The organism is Sphingomonas gilva (assembly GCF_003515075.1).
Lineage (GTDB): Bacteria > Pseudomonadota > Alphaproteobacteria > Sphingomonadales > Sphingomonadaceae > Sphingomonas > Sphingomonas gilva.
The window spans coordinates 1-21514 of record NZ_QWLV01000006.1 but is presented as its reverse complement, the minus strand read 5'-3'; the positions used below and the strand labels follow the sequence as shown (position 1 = coordinate 21514).

Genomic DNA, 21514 nt, shown 5'->3' with positions numbered 1-21514 from the left:
GGGACAAGACCGAACCGGCGGGCGCCTGTCAGATGACGTGCGGCTGCTTTTCGACCTGCCAGGTCTGCCCCTTGGCGACCAGCTTCTGCAGGTCGGCCGCCTTGCCCTGCGCGGCGGCGCGGTTCTGCTCGACCACCGCGCTGTCGAAGGTCGGGCGCGGATCGTCGTAAAGCACGCCCAGCGCCATCGGGAACGGCCCGAACGGCATCTCGACCAGCATGTGCGCCACCGCCCGGTTCCTGACGTTGTGGACGATCACGCCCGCCGCCTGCCAGTCGCCGTCCGCGACATCGATCACCTTCAGCGACAGCGTCTCCATGTCGAGCGCCAGGCCCTTCATATCCTTGTCGAACAGCATCGGCTTGCCGTCCTCCAGCCACAGCTGCCCGGTCGCCGCATTGGCCTTTTCGGTAAAGGGGGCGAACACGTCGTCATTATAGACGATGCAGTTCTGGAAGATCTCGACGAACGCCGCGCCCTTGTGCGCATGCGCCGCCTTCAGCACCGCCGGCAGGTTCTTGTGCACGTCGATCCCGCGCGCGACGAACCGCGCGCCCGATCCCAGCGCGAAGGCGCAGGGGCTGGCGGGCCGGTCGACCGAGCCGAACGGCGTCGACGGGCTGCGCGTCCCGACGCGGCTCGTCGGCGAATATTGCCCCTTGGTCAGCCCGTAGATCTCGTTGTTGAACAGCAGCACCTGGCAGTCGAGGTTGCGGCGCAACAGGTGCATCGTGTGGTTGCCGCCGATCGACAGCGCGTCGCCGTCGCCGGTGATGATCCACACGTCCAGCTCGGGATTGGCCAGCTTGACCCCGGTCGCCACCGCCGGCGCGCGGCCGTGGATGGTGTGGAAGCCGTAGGTCTCCATATAATAGGGGAAGCGGCTGGAGCAGCCGATGCCGCTGACGAAGACGGTGTTCTCCGGCTTCACGCCCAGCTCGGGCATGGTGCGCTGCACCGCCTTCAGCACGGCATAGTCGCCGCAGCCGGGGCACCAGCGCACCTCCTGGTCGGACTCCCAGTCCTTGGGGCTGGTCTTGGCGATCGGGGTCATGTCGTTCATGGAGCTGGGACCTTCGGGTCAGGCGGACTGGGGCGACGTCGCGCCCTCGCCGGCCTTGTTGTGTCCGTCGTCATGGCCGGACATCGGTTCGGGAAGCTGCGTGCGGTCGGCGGGAAGCTCGCCGCCCTCGTTGCCGGCTATGCCGTCGAAGCAGGCGGCGATCGCCGCCTCGATCTCGGCGATGCGGAAGGGCTGGCCGGAGACCTTGTTGAGCGGCGTCGCGTCGACCAGATACTGGTCGCGCAGCACGGTCTTGAGCTGGCCGGTGTTCATTTCCGGCACCAGGATGCGGTCGTAACCGGCGAGCAGCTCGCCCATGTTCCCCGGCATCGGCCAGATGTGGCGGATGTGGATGTGGCTGACGTCCAGCCCCTGCTTGCGCGCGCGGCGCACCGCCATGTGGATCGGCCCGAAGGTCGATCCCCAGCCGACCACGGCGAGCCTGCCCGAAGCCTCGCCCAGCGCGACGTCCTGATCGGGCACGTCGATCCCCGCCACCTTGTCGCGGCGAAGCTCGGTCATCGCCTGGTGGTTGGCGGGCGAATAGTCGATATTGCCCGTCCCTTGCGCCTTCTCGATGCCGCCGATGCGGTGGAGCAGCCCCGGCGTGCCCGGCTTGACCCAGGGCCGCGCCAGCTTCTCGTCGCGGCCATAGGGCAGGAAGCCGCTCTCGGGCGCCTGGGTGAGGAAGCTGACGGGGAACGGCGCGTAGCCCGCCATGTCGGGCACCTTCCACGGCTCCGCGGCATTGGCGATATAGCCGTCGGTCAAGAGCATCACCGGGGTCATATATTGCGTCGCGATCCGCACCGCCTCGATCGCGCAGTCGAATGCGTCGGCGGGGCTGCGCGCGGCGATCACCGGCATCGGCGCGTCGCCATTTCGCCCATAAACAGCCTGATATAGGTCGGACTGCTCGGTCTTGGTGGGAAGCCCGGTCGAAGGCCCGCCGCGCTGCGAGTTGATGATCACCAGCGGCAGCTCGGTCATGATCGCGAGCCCGATCGCCTCGGTCTTGAGCGCGATGCCCGGCCCCGAGGAGGAGGTGACGCCGAGCGACCCGGCATAGGACGCGCCCAGCGCAGAGGCGACCGCGGCGATCTCGTCCTCCGCCTGGAAGGTGGTGACGCCGAACTCCTTCAGCCGCGACAGGTGGTGGAGGATCGCCGAGGCGGGCGTGATCGGATAGCCGCCGAAGAACATCGGCAGATCGGCAAGCTGCGCGCCCGCGACCAGCCCGAGCGAGATCGACTCGGCGCCGGTGACGGTGCGGTAAAGCCCCGGCTCGACCGGCGCGGCGGGCACCGAATGCTGGGTGATGTCGCCGCCGATCTCCGCGGTTTCGCCATAGGCATGGCCGGCGTTCAGCGCGGCGATGTTGGCTTCGGCCAGCTCGGGCTTCTTGGCGAACTTGGCCTTGAGCCAGTCGACGATCGGCTGGCGGTCGCGATCGAACATCCACAGCGCCAGCCCCAGCGTCCACATGTTCTTGCAGCGCAGCGCTTCCTTGTTGCCCAGGCCGAAGGGCTTCACCGCGTCGAGCGTCAGCTGCGAGATGTTGAAGCTCAACAGCTGCCACTTCGACAGGCTGCCGTCGCTCAGCGGATTGACGTCGTATTTGGCCTTGGCGAGGTTGCGGTCGGTGAACTCGCCCTCGTCGGCGATGATCAGGCCGCCGGGCTTCAGCGCCTCGACATTCACCTTGAGCGCCGCGGGGTTCATCGCGACGAGCACGTCGGGCGCGTCGCCCGCGGTCTCGATCGCGGTCGATCCGAAATTGATCTGGAAGGCGGAGACGCCGAACAGCGTGCCCTGCGGCGCGCGGATTTCGGCGGGGAAGTCAGGGAAGGTCGCCAGATCGTTGCCCGCGAGCGCGGTCGCCAGCGTGAACTGGCCGCCGGTCAGCTGCATGCCGTCGCCCGAATCCCCGGCGAAACGCACTACGATGGCTTCGGGTACGGGATTGGCGGCGGCCTCACTGGGGGTCACCTGATGCGCGGCTGTCGCCATTATGTCGTCGTCCTGCGGTAAGCTTTATATCGTGCCTGCGTCTCTACGCCCGCACGGCCTTCACCCCAAGGTAGAAAATGGCGCGGCGCGGACAACCTCGGCTTGGCCTCTTTCCCGCCTCGTCACGCCGCAACGGGTTTTCTTTGGCTACCGAACGGCTAAGCAAAGAGCTCGTAAGGAGAGCCGCCGATGACCGAGCCTTTCGTCCGTCCCGATGTCCAGCAGTTCCTCGCCTATCTCAACGCGCTGCCGGGACCGAAGATGCACGAGATGGACGCGCCCTCCGCCCGCGCGGTCTATCGCGCGATGAAGGACGTGGCCGATCCGCCCGTGGGCGATCTGGCGGTGATCAGGGACCTGACCATTCCCGGCCCGGCGGGCGACATCCCCGCGCGGCTGTTCGACGCCAGGGAAACGCGCGAGCCGGGGCCGGCGATGGTCTTCTTCCACGGCGGCGGCTGGGTGATCGGCGATATCGACACCCATGCCAGCTACTGCGCGGAGGCGGCGCGCGTGCTCGACATGCCGGTGGTCTCGGTCGACTACCGCCTCGCGCCCGAGCATCGCTGGCCCGCCGCGCCCGACGATTGCGAGGCGGCGGCGCGCTGGGTGGCGGAAAGCCCGGCGGCGCTGGGGCGCACGGTCACCGGTTTGGTCTTGTCGGGCGACAGCGCCGGCGGCACGCTGACCATCGTCGCGGCGATCGACCTGCGCGACCGGCCCGCGGCCGTCCCCGTGATCGCCCAGCTGCCGATCTATCCGGCGGCGGACATGGCGCGCGACTATCCGTCCTACGAACAGTTCGCCGAGGGCTTCCTGCTGACGCGTGATGCGATGACGTGGTTCGACGACGCCTATCGCGCCGATCTGACCCACCTGCGCGGATCGCCGATGAACGCCGATCTGGCCGGGCTGCCGCCGGCGGTGATCATCACCGCCAGCCTCGATCCGATCCGCGACCAGGGCCGCGCCTATGCCGGCGCGCTCGCCGCGGCGGGCGTGCCGGTGGTGTACCGCGAGGCCGTCGGCAACGTCCACGGCTTCATCAACGTCCGCCAGGCGATCCCGTCTAGCCAGGGCGACGTGGCGGGCTTCCTGGCGGCGGCCAAGGCGGTGATCGCCGAGGCCGAGGCCAACCGCGTCATGGCCCAGGCGGCGGGGTGAAATCCTCCCCGCTTTGCGGGGAGGGGGACCATGCGCAGCATGGTGGAGGGGGCTCTCCACCACCGCCTTGCTCGCGGCCGGCCCCCTCCACCAGCCTGCGGCTGGTCCCCCTCCCCGTGCCGGGGAGGATCTTGAGGAAGTGAGCATGACCGACCCCACCTCCCTCCCCTACCGCCCCTGCGTCGGCGTGATGCTGCTCAACAGAGAGGGTCAGGTGTTCGTCGGCCAGCGGCTCGACAACAAGCTGGAGGCCTGGCAGATGCCGCAGGGCGGGATCGATCCCGGCGAGGACGCCGAGGCCACCGCCATCCGCGAGCTGGGCGAGGAAACCGGCATCGCGCCCGAGCATATCGAGATCGTCGCGCGCGCGCCGGAGGAGCTGTTCTACGACCTTCCGCAAGAAATGATCGGCAAGATCTGGGGCGGCCGCTATCGCGGCCAGCGGCAGATCTGGTTCCTAGCGCGCTTCACCGGCCGCGACAGCGACATCGACATCCGCACCGCGCACCCCGAATTCCGCGCGTGGAAATGGGCCGACGCGTCCGAGCTGCCGCACATGATCGTGCCGTTCAAGCAGGCGCTCTACCGGCAGATACTCGCCGCCTTTGCCGGCCATTTGGCGGATAAATCTTAACCGGCGCGGTCCGGTGCCTTTTCATGGTCAAAATCGCTGCCTAACGAGCGTCGCCATGTACCGTTTCGCCATCCTCCCCGCCCTGCTGCTCAACGCGAACGCGCCGGACAGCAGCCAGATCGCGCAGACGGAAGCCGATCTGGTCGCGATCGATCCCGGCCAGGGCCTACCGCGCGCGCCCCGGATCGAGCCGGCGCGCATTCCGCCGGAGGTGCGCGCGATGGTCGACGCGGCGCTCGCCAGCGGGAATGAGGGCGAGGTCAACACCATCGTCAAATATGCCGTGAAGGCGGCGCCCGACTTCACCAAGGAAATCCGCGCGCTGGCCAACAAATGGCGCGACGATCGCGAGCAGCAGCGCGTCGCCCATATCCGCGGCGCAAGCGCGTTCGATCTGTGGAACGGGCGCGGCGAGGTCGGCGGGTTCCTGACCACCGGCAATACCGAGAATGTCGGGCTTTCCGCCAAGTTCGACCTGACCCGCGAAGGGCTGCAATGGCGCCACCGTGTGTTCGCCAACGCCGATTACCAGGAGAGCCTGGGCGTCGTATCGCGCGAACGCTACGCGGTGGGCTACGAACCCAACTACAAGTTCGACGACCGGCTCTACGCCTATGGCGCGGTGCTGTACGAAAGCGACCGCTTTCTGGGCTATTTCGACCGCTATTCGGCATCGGCGGGTGTCGGTTACGGCCTGATCCGCGAACGCGACATGTCGCTCGACATCACCATCGGCCCGGCCTTTCGCCAGACCAACTATACCGTGGAGCCTTTGGAGAACAGCGTCGGCGGGCGCGGCAGCATGGATTTCAACTGGAACATCGCGCGCGGGCTGAAATTCACCCAGGACGCCTCGGCCTATGTCCACACGATCAACTCGACGATCAGCGCGACGTCGGGCATCGAGGCCAAGCTGATCGGCCCGCTTTCCGCGCGCCTTTCCTACAACCTGCAATATGAAAGCGTGCCCGCGGCGGGGCGCACCTCGGTCGACACGATCAGCCGGGCGGCGCTGGTCTACGACTTCTAGGCGCGCCTAGCGTTCCCCGTTGTCGATTGCCTCATTATCATCCGTCGCCCCTGCGCAGGGCCCCCAGCAAAGTATTACTTTGCTGGGAACCCAAGGCAGGGGCCGCTGGGTTTGTGGCGCAACCGATGTTGCATATGCCGACGGCGGCCCCTGCCTTCGCAGGGGCGACGAGTTTGAGTTGGTGGGAACGCGGCGCAATATTTCGACACGAACGCCGGGGGGTTACGGAAACGCATCCAATCGCGCTAGACGCGGGCGGATGAGAGGACTTTCGACGATGGAGGCGGATGCGGTCGCGTTCGCCCGAAGCCGCCCGATGCTGGAGAACACCCAAGGCTGGGCGGCGATCAACAGCGGCACGCGCAACATGGGCGGCCTGGCGCAGCTGGCCGCGGGGCTGGCCGACGCCTTCTCGGCGCTGCCCGGCGAGCTGCGGCTGGTCCAGCCCGCGCCGGTCGAGGCGGTCGATCCCGACGGATCGGTGCGCGTATTGGAGCATGGGCGGCACCTGCACCTGACGGTGCGTCCCGAGGCGCCGGTGCAGATGCTGTTCACCGGCCATATGGACACCGTTTTTCCCGCCGATCATCCCTTCCAGGCGCAGCAATGGCTGGAAGAGGGCGTGCTGAACGGGCCCGGCGTCGCAGACATGAAGGGCGGGCTCGCGCTGATGCTCGCCGCGCTGGAGGCCGTCGAGACCACCCCTGCAGCAGGGCGGATCGGCTATGAGGTGGTGATCAATTCGGACGAGGAGACCGGCTCCTTCTCCTCCGCCGCCCTGCTCGCCCAGGCGGCGCGCGGCAAGGTTGCGGCGCTGACCTACGAACCGGCGCTGCCCGACGGCACGCTCGCGGGCGCGCGCGGCGGCACGGGCAATTTCTCGATCGTGGTGCGCGGACGGAGCGCGCATGCCGGGCGCAATCCGGAGGACGGGCGCAACGCCGTCGTCGCCGCCGCCGCGCTGGCGGTGCGGCTGGCCGGGGCCAAGGGGCCAGGCCTCGCGGTCAACCCGGCGCGGATCGACGGCGGCGGGCCGAACAACGTCGTCCCCGATCTCGCCGTGCTCCGGATCAATTTCCGCCCCGCCTCGCAGCAGGAAATTGCACACGCCCAAACCGAAATCGATGCCGCGGTCACCGCGGTCGCGGCGGCGCATGAGGTGAAGATCGAGGTGCATGGCGGCTTCAACCGCCCGCCCAAACCGATCGACCCCGGCGCCGAAAAGCTGTTCGGGCTGGTCAAGCAAGCCGGCGCCGACCTCGGCCTCGATATCGGCTGGCGCGATACCGGCGGGGTGTGCGACGGCAACAACATCGCCGCGTGCGGCGTGCCCGTGGTCGACACGATGGGCGCGCGCGGCGGGGCGATCCATTCGGCGGACGAATTCCTTATCGCCGACAGCCTGGCGGAGCGCGCGGCGCTGTCCGCCGTCACCATCCTGCGCATCGCCGAAAAGGGCGCCGCATGAGCTTCGTCATTCGCGCCGCGCACGAAGGCGATCTGCAGCCGCTTTACGAGATGGCCAAATTGACCGGCGGCGGCTTCACCAACCTGCCGCCTGAAAAGCCCGCGCTCCGCGCCAAGCTCGAACGCTCGGCCGAGGCGTTCGCGCGCGGCGATGTCGATGATCCGCGCGACGAGCTGTTCGTGCTGGTGCTGGAGAACACCGAGACCGGCGAGGTGCGCGGCACCTGCCAGCTGTTCACCATGGTCGGGCAGCGCTGGCCCTTCTACAGCTACCGCATCGGCACGCTCACTCAGCACAGCCAGGAGCTCGCGCGCACCTTCAAGGCCGAGATGCTGACGCTCTCGACCGATCTCGAGGGCGCGAGCGAGGTGGGCGGGCTGTTCCTCCACCCGGGCGAGCGAGCGGGCGGGCTGGGACTGCTGCTCGCCCGCAGCCGCTACCTGTTCATTCGCGCCCACCGCGCGCGCTTCGGGAACCGCATCCTCGCCGAGTTGCGCGGGGTGATCGACGAGGCGGGCGGCTCGCCCTTCTGGGACGGGCTCGCCGGCAAGTTCTTCGGCATGACCTTCCAGGAGGCCGACCAGTTCAACGCGGTCCACGGCAACCAGTTCATCGCCGATCTGATGCCCAAGCACCCGATCTACACCGCGATGCTCAGCGAGACCGCACGCGCCGCGATCGGCATGCCCCACCCTTCCGGCCGCGCGGCGATGCGGATGCTGGAGAATGAGGGCTTCGCCTTCGAACGCTATATCGACATCTTCGACGGCGGCCCGACGATGACCGCGATGACCGACGGGGTGCGCAGCATTCGCGACGCGCGCGAAGGCATGGTGAGCGCCCTGAACGGCGGCGGCGAGGATGCGCTGATCGCGACCGGCCGCCTCGCGGATTTCCGCTGCGCCTATGGTAAGATCGGCAAGGGCGTCACGCTGGACGAGGCGAGCGCGGCGGTGCTGGGCGTAAAGCCCGGCGACAGCGTGAGCTACATCGCAAGATAGCGCGTCGCCCCTGCGCAGGCAGGGGCCGCTGTCGGCATATGCAAAGCCGATTGCGTCCCAAACTCAGCGGCCCCTGCCTTCGCAGGGGCGACGGTTGTGGCTATGGCACAGCCCATGCTCCAGGAAATCAACTTCGACGGCATCATCGGCCCCAGCCACAACTACGCCGGCCTCTCCCCCGGCAACCTCGCGGCGACAGGCAATGCGGGGAAAATCTCGCATCCCCGCGCGGCGGCGCTGCAGGGCATCGCCAAGATGCGCGCCAATGTCGAGCTGGGGCTGGCGCAAGGCATCTTCCTTCCACTCGACCGGCCCGACGCGCGCTGGCTGGCGAGCCTCGCCACCGATATCGCCACCGCCGAACCGCACCTCGCCGCGCAGGCGATGAGCGCGTCGGCGATGTGGGCGGCCAACGCCGCCACGGTCTCCCCCGCCCCCGACGCGGCGGACGGCAGGTGCCACCTGACCGTCGCCAACCTCGTCACCATGCCGCACCGCAGCCATGAATGGCCGGGCACGCTGGCGCAGCTCAAGCTCGCCTTCGCCCATCCCGCCTTCGCGGTGCATCCGCCCGTCCCCGCCCCTTTCGGAGACGAGGGCGCGGCCAATCACATGCGCCTCACCCCCGCGCACGGCGAGCCGGGCGTGGAGGTCTTCGTCTACGGCGTCTCGGGCGGACCCTTTCCGGCGCGCCAGCATATCGAGGCGTCGAAAGCGATCGCCCGCGCGCACGTGCTCGATCCCGCGCGCACCTTGTTCGTCGAACAGAATCCCGACGCCATCGCCGCCGGCGCGTTCCACAACGACGTCGTAGCGGTCGCGAACGCGAATGTGCTGTTCGCCCACGAGCTGGCCTTCAAGGACAAATCCGCATTTTACGCAGAGCTGCGCGATCGGCTGCCCGAGGTGGCGATCGTCGAGGTGCCCGCCGATCGCGTCAGCCTGGCGGACGCGGTCCGGTCCTATCTGTTCAACGCCCAGCTGGTCACGCTTCCGCAAGGCGGAATGGCGCTGATCCTGCCGACCGAATCGCGCGACAACCCGCGCGTCTGGAGCTGGCTGGAGGAGATGGTCGCCGGCAACGGCCCGATCCGCCGGCTGGTGCCGGTCGACGTGCGCGAGAGCATGTCCAACGGCGGCGGCCCCGCCTGCCTGCGTCTGCGCGTCGTAGCGGACCCCGCGACGGTCGATCCGCGTTTCCTGGTCAATACGGCAAAGCTTGACCGGATCGCCGCGGTGATCGCCGCGCACTGGCCCGAGACGATCGAGCCCGCGCGGCTGACCGATCCGGCATTGATCGCCCGGATCCGCGCCGCCCGCCGCGCGCTTGCCGAGGCGCTCGATCTTGTCGGGATTCTTGACAGTTAACCAAGGATCCTAACCCGAAAATACGCATTTTCGCGGCTGGCCCAAGGCTTGCTTAACCTTTTCACATGTTCAAGCGTATCGCCCGCCTCTTCACCATCAAGACCAAATTCGAGGCGTTCCTCGTCATCTACGGCCTCGGCCTGGGCGCGGTGGAGCGCGGGCTGCACTATCAGCAGCAATATCCCGGCGCCTTCGGCTGGCTCCTCTTCGCGCTCTGCCCGATCGCCGTGTTCATGGCCGGCGCGAAGATATTGGAAGCGGTGGAACTGCGGCGGGAGCGCTGACCTCCGTCACACTTTCCGTTCCGTCTCCCCGGGCTTGTTCCGGAGTCCATCTCTCCACGGGCTCTGCATGCGCTTGGGGCACGCTGGATGCCGGAACAAGCCTGTCCTGAGCCTGTCGAAGGGTCCGGCATGACGGGGATGATTGCAGATGGCGCTCGGCAACAACGCCAAAAAACAAGTAAGCCCCGTCGCACGAGGCGGCGGGGCTCCCTTGTCTCTCTGGACCGAAGTCCTGAGAAGACGATTGCTCTTTCTTTCGATCAAGCCAGTGAAAAACGGGCGGCGTACGGATCGGTTCCACGCCGCCCTTAAATTTTTCAGCTCTCGTCCGGCGCACCGCCGGCACGCTGCCGCGCCAGCTCCTTCTCGAACGCGGCGCGGGCGTCCGCGATGGTCTTCTTGCACGCGGCGGGATCGACCAGTGCGCCGGACGCCGCCTTCTCGGCGAGCCCGATCGTCTCGATATGTCCCGCCAGCACGATGTCGCACGGCAGCGAGGCCATGCGATCGAAGCTCGCCGCATAGTCCTCCGCGATCCCCGGATAAGCGGCGTTGTCGACCAGGTCGTAGCCGGGCGCGCTGGTGCCGCACAGCACGACCACATCGGCCCCGCCCGCCTTCATCGTCCAGGTGGTGCAGCCTTTGGTGTGGCCGGGCGTGACATGCGCCGTCAGCACCGCGCCGCCCAGTTCCACCGTTTCGCGATCGCCGACGATCCGGTCCGCCCGCACCCGCGGATAGGCGAGATCGTCGCCCCAGGTGAAATCGCCGCGCCCGCCCGCCGCCATCAGCGCGGCATCGGCTTCGCTCGCCACCAGCCGCGCGCCGGTCTTCGCCTTGAGCGCGGCGACCCCGCCGACATGATCGGCATGCGCATGGCTGGTGAGGATGATCTTCACATCGGAGATGTCCATGCCGAGCGTCTTCAGGTTCGCCTCGATCTGCGGCAGCGTCTGGGCGAAGCCCGTATCGATCAGGATGATCCCATCCGGCGTCTTCACCGCATAGGCGCTGACATTCTTCGCGCCGACATAATAGAGGTCGCCGGCGATCTTGAACGGCCGCTGCGGCGCGTTCCACGGCACCCAGCTTTCGAGCAGCGGCTGCGGCGCCTCGATCTGCGCGACATCGGCCGGGCCGGGGGCGGCGTTGGCGAGCTCCCCCTCCGGCGTGCACGCGGCGGTTGCGGCCAACATGCCAAATAGCCAATAAGCTTTGCTCATGTAGAACTCTCCGGCCGACCATCGGCAGCCGCTTTTTCGTTGGATCAGGCCGCCATCGCAAAGGATGATGCTTCGTGCCAGCCCCTATATTTTCTCATGGCGGGCTCGACCTTACCGACGTGTCCCTGAACGCCCTGCGCGCGTTCGAAGCGGCGGCGCGGCACCTCTCCTTCACCCGCGCCGGCCTGGAATTGTCGGTGACGCAGGCGGCGGTGAGCCATCAGGTGAAGTCGCTGGAGGCGCGGCTGGGCGCGCCGCTGTTCCGCCGCACGGCGCGCGGGCTGGTGCTGACCGACGAGGGCCATGCGCTGCTGCCGACGCTCACCGAAGCGTTCGAGCGGATGTCGCGCGTGCTCGGCCAGTTCCACGGCGGGCGCCTCAAGGAGGTGCTGACGCTCAGCGTCGTCGGCACCTTCGCGGTCGGCTGGCTGCTGCCGCGGCTGTCCGCCTTCCGCGCGGCGCACCCGAACGTCGACCTGCGCCTCCTCACCAACAACAACCGCGTCGATCTCGCGGGCGAGAGCCTGGACTATGCCATCCGCTTCGGCGACGGCGTATGGCCGGGCTGCGAGGCGGAACGGGTCGCGCCCGCGCCCTTCGCGCCGCTGGCGTCGCCCGCGCTCGCCGAGAAGCTGCGCCGGCCGGCCGATCTGGCGGAGGTGCCGCTGCTCAGATCCTATCGCGTGGAGGATTGGCCGCGCTGGTTCGCCGCCGCGGGCGTCTCGGGCGTCACCGCGCGCGGGCCGCTGTTCGACAGCTCGTGGATCATGGTGCAGGCGGCGGTGCTGGGCGAGGGCGTCGCGCTCGCTCCCCCGTCGATGTTCGCGGGCGAGATCGCGGCGGGGCGGATCGTCCAGCCCTTCGCGGTTCAGGTGGATGCGGGCGCCTATTGGCTCGCCCGCCTCAGGAGCCGGCCGGTGACGCGCGCGATGGCGGCGTTTCGCGGATGGCTTGCGGACGCGCGCGGCGCTGGGCATGACAGCGCGGCATGACCGCCTTCACCGTCAACAACCAGCCGGTGCGATACCGCATGGACCCGGAGACGCCCCTGCTCTGGGCGCTGCGCGACGCGTCCAACCTGACCGGCGCCAAATATGGCTGCGGCACGGGCGATTGCGGCGCGTGCATCGTCGACGTCGACGGCAATGCGGTGAAGAGCTGCCAGATCTCGATCGCCGCCGTGGAAGGCGCGTTCGTCACCACCGTAGAAGGCCTGTCGCGCGACCGCTCGCACCCGGTGCAGCAGGCGATGGTGGCGGAGAACGCCGTCCAGTGCGGCTTCTGCACGCCGGGCATCGTCATGGCGGCCTCGGTGCTGCTCAAGAAGAACGCCAACCCGTCAGAGGCCGAGATCGAGGCGGCGATCACCAACCTGTGCCGCTGCGGCGTCTATCCCCGCCTCGTCCGCGCCATTCAGCGCGCCGCCCGCGTCCAGGCCGGCCGCGAAACCATCGCCGCCGCCCCGCCCCCGGGAATCGACCCGGCTGACGCGGCTAGGGCGGTCCCGGCGCTGACGCCCGGGCCAGCAAGATAACCCGCCCATAACCGTCACCCCGGACTTGTTCCGGGGTCCATCGTGCCGCGCGCGCCCAGGCCCTCAGATGGCACGCATCCCGCGCCACCTGCTACCTCCCGTCCAGCGGCACGATGGATGCCGGAACCAGTCCGGCATGACGTGTTGGTGAGGAAGTCTTCCCCTTCCCCCCCGCTTCCCCGCTGGCTAAACGCCGGCGCATGACGACCGGCGCGCCCCTCAAACTCTACAACTCGCTCACCCGCCAGCTGGAGGCCTTCCAGCCGATCGATCCCGCGCAGGTCCGCGTCTACACCTGTGGCCCCACCGTCTATAACTACCAGCATATCGGCAATATGCGCGCCTTCCTGTTCGCCGACACGCTCGGCCGCGTGCTGCGCTGGAAGGGCTACAATCTCAAGCACATCATCAACATCACCGATGTCGGCCACCTCACGTCGGACGCCGATGCCGGCGACGACAAGATGGAAAAGGCCGCGGCGGCGCAGGCGAAGTCGATCTGGGAAATCGCGGCGCACTATACCGAAGCGTTTAAGCGCGACGTCGCCCGCCTCAACATCACCCCGCCCGCCGAATGGACCGTCGCCACCGATCACATCCCGCAGATGATCGACTTCGCCAGGAGGATCGAGCGGGACTGCTACGAGATCGAGGGCGGGCTCTATTTCGACACCTCCAAGGTGCCGAACTACGGCAGCCTCGCCCGCGCCGCGACCGACGAGGGCGAGAGCCGGATCGATCCGGTCTCGGGCAAGCGCAATCCGGCCGATTTCGCCATCTGGCGCAAATCTTCCCCCGGCGAGCGGCGCCAGATGGAATGGGATTCGCCCTGGGGCAGGGGCGCGCCCGGCTGGCATCTCGAATGCTCGGTGATGAGCCTCCAGCATCTCGGCCACCCGTTCGACATCCACACCGGCGGCATCGACCACCGCGAAATCCACCACCCCAACGAGATCGCCCAGAACCAGGCCTATTGCAGCTGCGCCGACACCGGCGCACGCCTCTGGATGCACAACAATTTCCTGGTCGATCGGGGCGGCAAGATGTCCAAATCGACGGGCGAGTTCCTGACGCTGCAGGTCCTCGTCGACCGCGGCGTCCATCCCCTCGCCTACCGCCTGATGTGCCTCCAGGCGCATTACCGCAGCGAGCTGGAGTTTACCTGGGAAAGCCTGCTCGCGGCGCTGACGCGGCTGAAACGGCTGGTCCAGACGGTCGAAAAGCTGCGTGGTCAAATCCTCCCTCGCGCAGCGGGGGAGGGGGGCGTAGTCGGATCAAATGACCTGCCGGGGGCAGGTCATCCGACGGAGCCGGGTGCGTCAGCGCACCCGTGGGCGCAGCACGGTGGAGGGGGCTTGGAGCGCCTCGACCAAGCCGTCTCGGACGACCTCAACACCGCTCAAGCTCTTCCGGCGCTCGAAGAATTGCTCTCTGACAAGAGCCTGGCACCAGCCGACCGCCTCGCCACCCTGGAATCCTTCGACACCATCCTGGGCCTCAACCTCACCACCCTCACCCGCGCCGATCTCCGCGTCCGCCCCGCCGCCGCAACCATCGACGAACCCGCCATCGAAGCCCGCCTCGCCGAGCGTCGCGAGGCCCGCGCCGCCAAGGACTTCGCTCGCTCCGACGCGCTTCGCGACGAGCTCGCCGCCGCCGGCGTCGAGGTGATGGACGGCGATCCGCTCGGCTGGGACTGGAAGCTCGCCTAAATCCTCCCTCGCGCAGCGGGGGAGGGGGACCGCCAGCCGCAGGCTGGTGGTGGAGGGGGCTTGAGCTGTCACATCCCGATCGCCAATGCCCCCTTTCCTACATGGCAATGTTCTTCTATTGTTCCGATTCGCGGGTGTGATCGCCCGCCGCTCTTTGACGCTGTTAGCTCCGCCTCGTCCTGTGTCCCGACGCGTGCCTCGCCGTGTTCAGCTCGCGCGCGCCAGACGCTGAACATACTGAACTTCGTGTAACAATAGAACAATTTCGCGTAACGAAACTGCGCAACACCTGCGACTTATGCGACGCAAGCGGCCAAGGCCGCCGCTCGGCCCTCGCCCCCTCCGCGGGCTGTCCGGCGCTTCCTGAGACCAACCCTGACCAACCCGGAGCTTTCGGCTGTGCTCGCCATGCGCTAGGCCTCCGCCATGAAAGCCGTGCTCCCCGCCCTCGCCCGCCCGCTGATCGAGCCGCAGCTTCCGGCCGATCTCGCCGTCCACTGGTTCGCCTCGCGCGCCGATGCGGCGGAGGCGATCGTCGATGCCGATATCGCCTGGGTCGATGTCCAGGGCGCGGAGGACAGCGCCGCCATCGCCGCCAGGGGCGAGCGCCTCAAATGGCTGTTCACGCTCCGCGCCGGGATCGACGCCTATGACACCGCGCTGCTCCGCTCGCGCGGCACGGTGATGACCAACGGCACCGGCATCAACGCGGTCGCGGTCGCCGAATATGCCGTGCTCGGCATGCTCGCCGCGGCCAAGCGCTATGACGAGGTTGTGCGCCTCGCCGACCGCCACGAATGGACCACCGCCGCGCCGGGCACGGTCGAGCTCGCCGGCAGCCGCGCGCTGATTGTCGGCTACGGCACGATCGGCCGGCTGATCGGCGAGCGACTGAAGGCGTTCGACGTGGCCGTCACCGGCGTCACCCGTTCGGGCCGCGACGGCACGCTGACGCCCGATGCGTGGAAGCCGCGCATCGCCGAATTCGACTGGATCGTCCTCGCCGCGCCCTCGACCGGCGACACCGCGGCGCTGATCGGCGCCGACGAGCTCGCGGCGATGAAGCCCAGCGCCTGGCTGATCAACATGGCGCGCGGCGACATGGTCGATCAGGAGGCGCTGATCGCGGCGCTCGACGCGCGGACCATCGCCGGCGCGTTCCTCGACACCGTCGATCCCGAGCCGCTCCCGGCCGATCATCCCCTCTGGTCGGCGCCCAACGCGCTCCATTCGATGCATCTCTCGGGCCGCAGCCAGACGACGATGTTCCAGCGCGCGGTGGCGCTGTTCGTCGAGAATCTGGAGCGTTTCCGCGCAGGACAGCCGCTGCGCAATACCGTGGACCTCGACGCCGGCTACTGACTCCGTCGCCCCTGCGCAGGGCCCCCAGCAAAGTATTACTTTGCTGGGAACCCAAGGCAGGGGCCGCCAGGTTTGTGGCGCATCCGAACGCGCGCTCGCCGCCGGAGGCTCCTGCCTTCACAGGAGCGACGGCGAAGCCGTTCGATCACCGTCACAAGTTTTCCGCAATTGCCTCCGCGCGCGCGCTGGCGCATGGAAATTGCCGACACCGATTGATTGGATGACGCACATGGCCGCCAACTGGGCCCCCGAGAGCTGGACGAAGCACGAGGCGCGCCAGCTGCCCGACTATCCGGACGCCGCCGCGCTGGGCGCGGCGACCGATCAGCTCGCCACCTATCCGCCGCTGGTGTTCGCCGGCGAAGCGCGCAACCTGACCGCCGATCTGGCCAAGGTCGCGGAAGGCAAGGCGTTCCTGCTCCAGGGCGGCGACTGCGCCGAGAGCTTCGCCGAGTTCCACCCCAACAACATCCGCGACACCTTCCGCGTCATCCTGCAGATGGCGGTCGTCCTCACCTATGCGTCGAAGCTGCCGGTGGTGAAGGTCGGGCGCATGGCCGGCCAGTTCGCCAAGCCGCGCAGCGCGCCGACCGAGACGATCGATGGCGTCGAGCTGCCCAGCTACCGCGGCGACAACGTCAACGATATCGCCTTCACGCCCGAAGCGCGCCACCCCGATCCGCAGCGGATGGTGCGCGCCTATTCGCAGTCGGCGGCGACGCTCAACCTGCTGCGCGCCTTCGCCTCGGGCGGCTACGCCAACCTCCATCAGGTCCACCGCTGGACGCACGACTTCATGGGCCGCAGCCCATGGGCCAAGAAATATGCCGAGACCGCCGACCGCATCGGCGAGGCGCTCGATTTCATGGCGGCGTGCGGGATCAACCCGGACACCGTGCCGCAGCTTTCCGCCACGCAGTTCTACACCAGCCACGAGGCGCTGCTGCTGCCTTACGAGCAGGCGCTGACCAGGCAGGATTCGCTCACCGGCGACTGGTACGACACCTCGGCGCATTTCCTCTGGATCGGCGACCGCACCCGCTTCGAAGGCTCGGCGCATGTCGAATTCCTTCGCGGCATCGGCAACCCGATCGGCATGAAGTGCGGGCCGAGCCTGGAGCCGGACGCGCTGCTGCGCATGCTCGACACGCTCAATCCTGCGCGCACGCCGGGCCGCATTACGCTCATCACCCGCTACGGCCATGACAAGATAGAGGCGGGCCTCCCTCCCCTCGTCCGCGCGGTGCAACGCGAAGGGCATCCGGTGGTGTGGAGCTGCGATCCGATGCACGGCAACGTCATCAAGGCGGCGAACGGCTACAAGACGCGCCCGTTCGAGCGCATCCTGGCCGAAGTGCGCGGCTTCTTCGCGGTCCACCGGGCGGAGGGCAGCTTCGCCGGCGGCATCCATGCCGAGATGACCGGACAGAACGTCACCGAATGCACCGGCGGCGCGGTCGACGTGACCGAACAGTCGCTCGCCGACCGCTACCACACCCACTGCGACCCGCGCCTCAACGCCAGCCAGAGCCTGGAGCTCGCCTTCCTGCTCGCCGAGATGCTCAACCTGGAGATGGAGGAGCGGCGCAAGGCGGCGGCCTAGCGCCTCAGCGCCCACACCGTCAGCAGCGCCATCACGCCGAGCGTCAGCCAGGACAGCGCGTCCATCGCGCCGTCGCCGAGCAGCGCGGCGACGAGACCGACGGCGCTTGCCGCCGCCAGCAGCACGGGGACGCGGTATACCCGCCAGAGGCCGGTCCGCGCCTTGCTCATGCCCCGCCCCGCGCGAGCTTGCCGGCCTCAAGGATCTCGCTCACCCGGCGATCGGCCGGGCCGCCCGCGCGGCGCAGCCAAAGATAGAGCCCGCTCACCAGCACGACGATCGTCGCCAGATCGAGCAGCGCCCAGATGATCTTCAATGGCAGCCCGCCATAATCCCCGAAATGCAGCGGTTGCGACAGCAGCAGCGTGGTGATGTACCACGGCACCGCCGGCTGGGCGGTCACCTCGCCCGTCTCCACATCGACCAGCACCGGCTTGACCAGCCGCTCGGTGATCGGCGTGTCGCCGTGGAGGAAAACGCCGTAATGATGCTCGCCGCTATAGCCGGTGCCGGGATAGCTCACGAAGGCCGGCGTCATCCCCGGCGCCGCCGCCCTGGCCGCGCGCACCGCCGCGTCGATCGAGGCGAAGCGCTCGGGCCGCGGCTTGCCCTGATATTGCGCGGAGAACTCGGCGATCGCGCTCGCCTGCCATTGCTGCTGCAGCGGCAGCGCCAGCGTGTTGATCGCCCCGGTCAGCCCGACGACCAGCGCCCAGGCCAGGGTGATCGCGCCGATCAGATTATGCAGGTCGAGCCATTTGAGCCGCCTGCTCCCGGTCTTGCGCACCGTGCCGAAGTCCAGCTTGCGCATGAACGGGCCGTAGACGACGATGCCGGAGACGATCGCGGCGGCGAACAGCAGCCCCATTGCGCCGAGAAACAGCATCCCGGCCAGTCCCATGAACAGGTCGGTATGGAGGCGGAAGATGAACATCATCACCCCCTCGTCCAGCCCCGCCTTTCCCAGCACCGCGCCGGTATGCGCGTCGAGCAGCGTGTAGCTCATCTCGGCTACCGCTGCGTCGGGCCGGGGGCCGGTGTTCACATAGACGATCGGCGCATGATCGTCCCAACCGAGGAACAGCGGCACGTCGCCCGGATGCTCCTTGAGCGCGGCCGTCATCAGCGTGTCGAGATTGGCGGGCGGCGTGCCGGGCGCGACGGCGGCGGGTTCCGCCATATAGGAGGTCGCGTGGTCGATCTCCTCCCAGAAGATCAGCGGCAGCCCGGTGATGCACAGCAGCAGCAGGAACACCGTGCAGATCAGGCTGGTCCATTTGTGGACCAGATACCACGCCTTGATCGATCGCCGCGTCACGCCGCCCTCCCCTTCAGAACCGGAACGCCAGCGTGCCGACGACCGACCGGCCATTGCCGGTGAAGCAATCGCCGAAAGCGCGGCACGGCGCGAAATATTCCTTGTCGAACAGGTTGGTGGCGTTGATCGACAGCGTCCAATCGCGCCATGCGACCGAAGCCAGCGCATCGGCGAGCGTATAGGACGGGGTGACGAGCGAGCCGGTGGTGCCCGTCGACAACGTCTCCCCGACATGGCGCACGCCGCCGCCCAGCTCCAGGGCCACCTCGGGAGTCAGCGCGAAGGTCTTGGCGGCCCATAGCGAGGCGAGCGTCTTGGGCGTATCGCTCAACTGCACGCCGACCTCGGGCGCGAAGCTGCTCTCGGTGACCTCGACCTCGTTGTGGCTGAACGCGGCCGTCAGCGTGACGTCTCCGGGCACGACATAGCTGCCCTCCAGCTCGATTCCGCGAGACTTGATGCGGCCCGTCTGGATAAGGTTGAGGACATTGTCCGGATCGTTGATCGGCCGGTTGGTCTCCTCGATGTCGAACACGCTCGCGGTCAGCAGCACCCCGCGCATCGGCTGGAACTTCACGCCCGCTTCATATTGCCGCCCGCGCTGGGGCACGAACGCCTCGCCGCCGAAGTTGAAGCCCGCGACGGGCAGGAACGCCTCCGAATAGCTGACATAGGGCGAGACGCCGCCGCCGATCTCGCCGATCAGGCCGGCACGGAAGGTGGTCGCCTCGTCCACCCGCTGCGGGTCGGATCCGGTGCGCGACACCGCGCGGTCGCGGCGCACGCCGACGACCAGCGTCACCCGGTCGGCGTAACGGATCTGATCCTGCAGATAGAAACCCAGCTGCGTGTTGACCTGATAGGGATCGTCGAACAGCGGCGCGTCCTCGACCCCGGTCGAAACCGGATCGTAGACGTCGATCGGCGTGGTGAGCCCGCTCCCCGATTTCGAACGCTGGCGGAAATCGGTGTAGTCGATGCCGGCGAGCAGCTTGTGGACGAACGGCCCGGTGGCGAAGTCGAACTGCAGGTTGGTGTCGCTGGTCAGCGTCTCGACATGCTGCTGGGTCGCGTAGATGAAGCGGTTCACCACCCGATCGTCGGCGTCGATGAAGGGGTCCTGCGGATTGGTGTAGCTGTCGGGATAGATTTCCTGGAAGAAGGTGTCGCCGTCCAGAAAGCGCAGGCTGGTCCTGAACATGATCGTATCGGAGAAGCGGTGCTGGGCCAGCAGCGTCATGGTATATTGATCGGCGTCGAGCCGGTCCTTGTCGGGATCGCCGAGGAAGGTCGAGATGTCGAGCCGCCGGTTGCCGCTCGCGTTGAGCGATGCGGCGACCGGCAGGAACTGCTGGGTGGAGGCGCCGCGATCGCGCTGATAGGTGCCGAGCAGCGCGATCTCGGTATCCGGCCCCGGCCGCCAGGCGAAGGAGGGCGCCAGCACCACGCGGTCGTCGCGGACGAAATCGGTCTGGGCGCCGGCGTCGCGCACCAGCGCCACCAGCCGCCCGGCGAAATTGCCCTCAGCATTCAGCTGACCGCCAATATCGATCGAGGCCTGTTTGCGGTCAAAGCTGCCATATTGCAGCTTCACCTCGCCGCCGAGCGGCGTGAACTCGGGCCGCTTGCTCACCATGTTGACGATGCCGCCATTGGCGCCCTGGCCGTAGAGCACCGACGCGGGGCCGCGCAGCACCTCGACGCGGTCGAGCGTCTCGACGTCGATGCGCGGCAGGACGATGTAATTGAAGATGCGGCGCATCCCGTCGAGATACTCGACCGGGTTGAGCCCGCGAACCAACGACCCGTCACTGCGGCTGTCGAGGCCGAAGGGCTCTGCGGTGACGCCCGCCGAATAGCGCAGCGTCTCCTGGATGTTGCGCGCGCCGCGATCGAGATAGAGTTCGCTCGGGACCACGCTGATCGCCTGCGGCGTCTCGATGATCGGCGTGTCGGTCTTGGTCGCGGTGGTCGCGGATTCGCCGATGACGACGATGTCGTCGCCGGGGGCGCTATCGGCCTCAACCTGCTCGTCCGATTGCGCCGCAGCCGCCGTGCCCAGCGAAATCGCGAGGGCGAAGGCGCTGACGCGTGAAAACCAAACCCGAACCATCATTCCCCCGAACTGCTATTGCGACGAGTTCGCAGCCCGTACGGTTGTTGCGAGGCATTTGCAACAACCGTACGGGCTTTTTCATCCGGACCTGATGTCAGGGCCATTGGCCCTCGCCCCGCTGCATAGCGAACGACGGACTACGTCACCGATGTCGCCGCTTGACGCCCCTCCCCCATCCCCCTAAATGCGCGCCCTTGCCGTCGCGCGCGGCCCCTTCGTCTAGCGGTCTAGGACGTCGCCCTCTCACGGCGAAAACACGGGTTCGAGTCCCGTAGGGGTCACCACGGCATTTTCCCGAAGAGTGTCGAAGGCACATCGAAAGGCGGCTGTTCCAGCGACCTTTTCATGGCTGATCCGTCGCGGCGAAGCGGCGCCGCCGCATGTCGGCGATCTGATGCTGTGTCTAATGGCCCGTCTGCGGCCGGAAGAAAGGCCGCTCGCCGTTTACCGAGCTTGGCGTTGGTTTCCGGCTTCTGGTTGTGCCGTCTTTTCCCCGGTTAAACATATGTCGGTTTTTCCTGATTGGGGGTGTGGGTGAGCGGAGGTTTGCCTTTTGGAGGCGGTCGGGGGTTGGGTGATGTTGGGGATATTTGCGGGGCTTGGGGCTGGGCTTGAGCGTGGTTC

Annotated in this window: 18 protein-coding genes and 1 tRNA gene; 13 read left to right on the top strand and 6 right to left on the bottom strand. The window is 67.8% G+C overall.

Annotation, left to right across the window (positions count from 1 at the left end; all coding sequences use genetic code 11):
* Positions 1-28 precede the first annotated feature (28 nt).
* Both D1610_RS12350 and D1610_RS12345 read right to left on the bottom strand, forming a co-directional pair.
* On the bottom strand, positions 29-1063 hold the full coding sequence (locus D1610_RS12350) for a 2-oxoacid:ferredoxin oxidoreductase subunit beta (protein WP_118864505.1): 1035 nt from the start codon (positions 1061-1063) through the stop codon (positions 29-31).
* Positions 1064-1081: 18 nt separating this feature from the next.
* Entirely contained in the window at positions 1082-3073 is a 1992-nt protein-coding gene (locus D1610_RS12345; RefSeq protein ID WP_118864504.1) for a 2-oxoacid:acceptor oxidoreductase subunit alpha, read from the bottom strand.
* 189 nt (positions 3074-3262) lie between these two features.
* Between D1610_RS12345 and D1610_RS12340 the strand changes: the two genes are divergently transcribed.
* The 7 genes from D1610_RS12340 (at position 3263) to D1610_RS12310 (ending at position 10022) form a co-directional block, all read left to right on the top strand.
* The gene (locus tag D1610_RS12340; RefSeq protein WP_118864503.1) at positions 3263-4237 is read left to right on the top strand and encodes an alpha/beta hydrolase; all 975 of its coding nucleotides are present in this window, start codon (positions 3263-3265) and stop codon (positions 4235-4237) included.
* Between the two features lie 145 nt (positions 4238-4382).
* Positions 4383-4871, top strand: coding sequence for an RNA pyrophosphohydrolase (locus tag D1610_RS12335; protein WP_118864502.1), 489 nt, complete (start codon positions 4383-4385; stop codon positions 4869-4871).
* Positions 4872-4926: 55 nt separating this feature from the next.
* Entirely contained in the window at positions 4927-5901 is a 975-nt protein-coding gene (locus D1610_RS12330) for a DUF481 domain-containing protein (protein ID WP_118864501.1), read from the top strand.
* A gap of 277 nt (positions 5902-6178) precedes the next feature.
* Positions 6179-7369 carry a hydrolase gene (locus D1610_RS12325; protein ID WP_245942210.1) on the top strand — a complete coding sequence of 397 codons (1191 nt, stop codon included), beginning with the start codon at positions 6179-6181 and terminating at the stop codon, positions 7367-7369.
* Entirely contained in the window at positions 7366-8370 is a 1005-nt protein-coding gene (locus tag D1610_RS12320; RefSeq protein ID WP_118864499.1) for an arginine N-succinyltransferase, read from the top strand. The genes D1610_RS12325 and D1610_RS12320 overlap by 4 nt, the downstream gene beginning before the upstream one ends.
* Positions 8371-8484: 114 nt before the next feature.
* Positions 8485-9738, top strand: a complete 1254-nt coding sequence (locus D1610_RS12315; RefSeq protein ID WP_118864498.1) for an N-succinylarginine dihydrolase — start codon at positions 8485-8487, stop codon at positions 9736-9738.
* A 65-nt stretch (positions 9739-9803) separates the two neighbouring features.
* Complete coding sequence (locus D1610_RS12310) at positions 9804-10022, top strand: hypothetical protein (protein ID WP_118864497.1); 219 nt, start codon at positions 9804-9806, stop codon at positions 10020-10022.
* 317 nt (positions 10023-10339) lie between these two features.
* Here the strand turns inward: D1610_RS12310 and bla are convergent, their stop codons facing one another.
* Positions 10340-11218: a subclass B3 metallo-beta-lactamase gene (bla, locus tag D1610_RS12305; protein WP_182466815.1), complete on the bottom strand. Its 879-nt coding sequence runs from the start codon at positions 11216-11218 to the stop codon at positions 10340-10342.
* Positions 11219-11364: 146 nt separating this feature from the next.
* On the opposite strand from bla, the gene gcvA reads away from it, so the two are divergent.
* The 5 genes from gcvA to D1610_RS12280 all read left to right on the top strand — a co-directional run bounded on the left by gcvA (position 11365) and on the right by D1610_RS12280 (position 17456).
* Entirely contained in the window at positions 11365-12237 is an 873-nt protein-coding gene (gcvA, locus tag D1610_RS12300) for a transcriptional regulator GcvA (RefSeq protein WP_245942209.1), read from the top strand.
* A complete protein-coding gene (locus tag D1610_RS12295) occupies positions 12234-12779 on the top strand; it encodes a (2Fe-2S)-binding protein (RefSeq protein ID WP_118864495.1) in 546 nt (181 codons plus the stop codon). Before gcvA ends, D1610_RS12295 begins: the two co-directional genes overlap by 4 nt.
* A gap of 200 nt (positions 12780-12979) precedes the next feature.
* Positions 12980-14491, top strand: coding sequence for a cysteine--tRNA ligase (cysS, locus tag D1610_RS12290; RefSeq protein ID WP_118864494.1), 1512 nt, complete (start codon positions 12980-12982; stop codon positions 14489-14491).
* Between the two features lie 426 nt (positions 14492-14917).
* Positions 14918-15853: a D-2-hydroxyacid dehydrogenase gene (locus D1610_RS12285; RefSeq protein WP_118864493.1), complete on the top strand. Its 936-nt coding sequence runs from the start codon at positions 14918-14920 to the stop codon at positions 15851-15853.
* A 229-nt stretch (positions 15854-16082) separates the two neighbouring features.
* Positions 16083-17456, top strand: coding sequence for a class II 3-deoxy-7-phosphoheptulonate synthase (locus D1610_RS12280; RefSeq protein ID WP_118864664.1), 1374 nt, complete (start codon positions 16083-16085; stop codon positions 17454-17456).
* Here the strand turns inward: D1610_RS12280 and D1610_RS17115 are convergent.
* From D1610_RS17115 to D1610_RS12270, 3 genes are read right to left on the bottom strand one after another with little or no spacing between them, the layout of a single operon-like run.
* A complete protein-coding gene (locus D1610_RS17115; RefSeq protein WP_182466814.1) occupies positions 17453-17626 on the bottom strand; it encodes a hypothetical protein in 174 nt (57 codons plus the stop codon). The two genes, D1610_RS12280 and D1610_RS17115, sit on opposite strands and share 4 nt — an antisense overlap.
* The gene (locus D1610_RS12275) at positions 17623-18774 is read right to left on the bottom strand and encodes a PepSY-associated TM helix domain-containing protein (protein ID WP_118864663.1); all 1152 of its coding nucleotides are present in this window, start codon (positions 18772-18774) and stop codon (positions 17623-17625) included. The genes D1610_RS17115 and D1610_RS12275 overlap by 4 nt, the downstream gene beginning before the upstream one ends.
* 13 nt (positions 18775-18787) lie before the next feature.
* Positions 18788-20890 carry a TonB-dependent siderophore receptor gene (locus tag D1610_RS12270; protein ID WP_222927007.1) on the bottom strand — a complete coding sequence of 701 codons (2103 nt, stop codon included), beginning with the start codon at positions 20888-20890 and terminating at the stop codon, positions 18788-18790.
* Between the two features lie 208 nt (positions 20891-21098).
* On the opposite strand from D1610_RS12270, the gene D1610_RS12265 reads away from it, so the two are divergent.
* Positions 21099-21174 (top strand) — tRNA-Glu (locus D1610_RS12265).
* The last annotated feature ends 340 nt before the right edge of the window (positions 21175-21514 follow it).

What these genes read in the sequence shown, in the direction of transcription:
- D1610_RS12285 (WP_118864493.1), top strand. Translation starts at nt 14,918, where the DNA reads ATGAAAGCCGTGCTCCCCGCCCTCGCCCGCCCGCTGATCGAGCCGCAG.
- D1610_RS12325 (WP_245942210.1), top strand. Translation starts at nt 6,179, where the DNA reads ATGGAGGCGGATGCGGTCGCGTTCGCCCGAAGCCGCCCGATGCTGGAG.
- D1610_RS12295 (WP_118864495.1), top strand. Translation starts at nt 12,234, where the DNA reads ATGACCGCCTTCACCGTCAACAACCAGCCGGTGCGATACCGCATGGAC.
- D1610_RS12350 (WP_118864505.1), bottom strand. Translation starts at nt 1,063, where the DNA reads ATGAACGACATGACCCCGATCGCCAAGACCAGCCCCAAGGACTGGGAG.
- D1610_RS12315 (WP_118864498.1), top strand. Translation starts at nt 8,485, where the DNA reads ATGCTCCAGGAAATCAACTTCGACGGCATCATCGGCCCCAGCCACAAC.
- D1610_RS12335 (WP_118864502.1), top strand. Translation starts at nt 4,383, where the DNA reads ATGACCGACCCCACCTCCCTCCCCTACCGCCCCTGCGTCGGCGTGATG.
- D1610_RS17115 (WP_182466814.1), bottom strand. Translation starts at nt 17,626, where the DNA reads ATGAGCAAGGCGCGGACCGGCCTCTGGCGGGTATACCGCGTCCCCGTG.
- D1610_RS12310 (WP_118864497.1), top strand. Translation starts at nt 9,804, where the DNA reads ATGTTCAAGCGTATCGCCCGCCTCTTCACCATCAAGACCAAATTCGAG.
- D1610_RS12340 (WP_118864503.1), top strand. Translation starts at nt 3,263, where the DNA reads ATGACCGAGCCTTTCGTCCGTCCCGATGTCCAGCAGTTCCTCGCCTAT.
- D1610_RS12320 (WP_118864499.1), top strand. Translation starts at nt 7,366, where the DNA reads ATGAGCTTCGTCATTCGCGCCGCGCACGAAGGCGATCTGCAGCCGCTT.
- D1610_RS12345 (WP_118864504.1), bottom strand. Translation starts at nt 3,073, where the DNA reads ATGGCGACAGCCGCGCATCAGGTGACCCCCAGTGAGGCCGCCGCCAAT.
- bla (WP_182466815.1), bottom strand. Translation starts at nt 11,218, where the DNA reads ATGTTGGCCGCAACCGCCGCGTGCACGCCGGAGGGGGAGCTCGCCAAC.
- D1610_RS12270 (WP_222927007.1), bottom strand. Translation starts at nt 20,890, where the DNA reads ATGATGGTTCGGGTTTGGTTTTCACGCGTCAGCGCCTTCGCCCTCGCG.
- cysS (WP_118864494.1), top strand. Translation starts at nt 12,980, where the DNA reads ATGACGACCGGCGCGCCCCTCAAACTCTACAACTCGCTCACCCGCCAG.
- D1610_RS12280 (WP_118864664.1), top strand. Translation starts at nt 16,083, where the DNA reads ATGGCCGCCAACTGGGCCCCCGAGAGCTGGACGAAGCACGAGGCGCGC.
- D1610_RS12330 (WP_118864501.1), top strand. Translation starts at nt 4,927, where the DNA reads ATGTACCGTTTCGCCATCCTCCCCGCCCTGCTGCTCAACGCGAACGCG.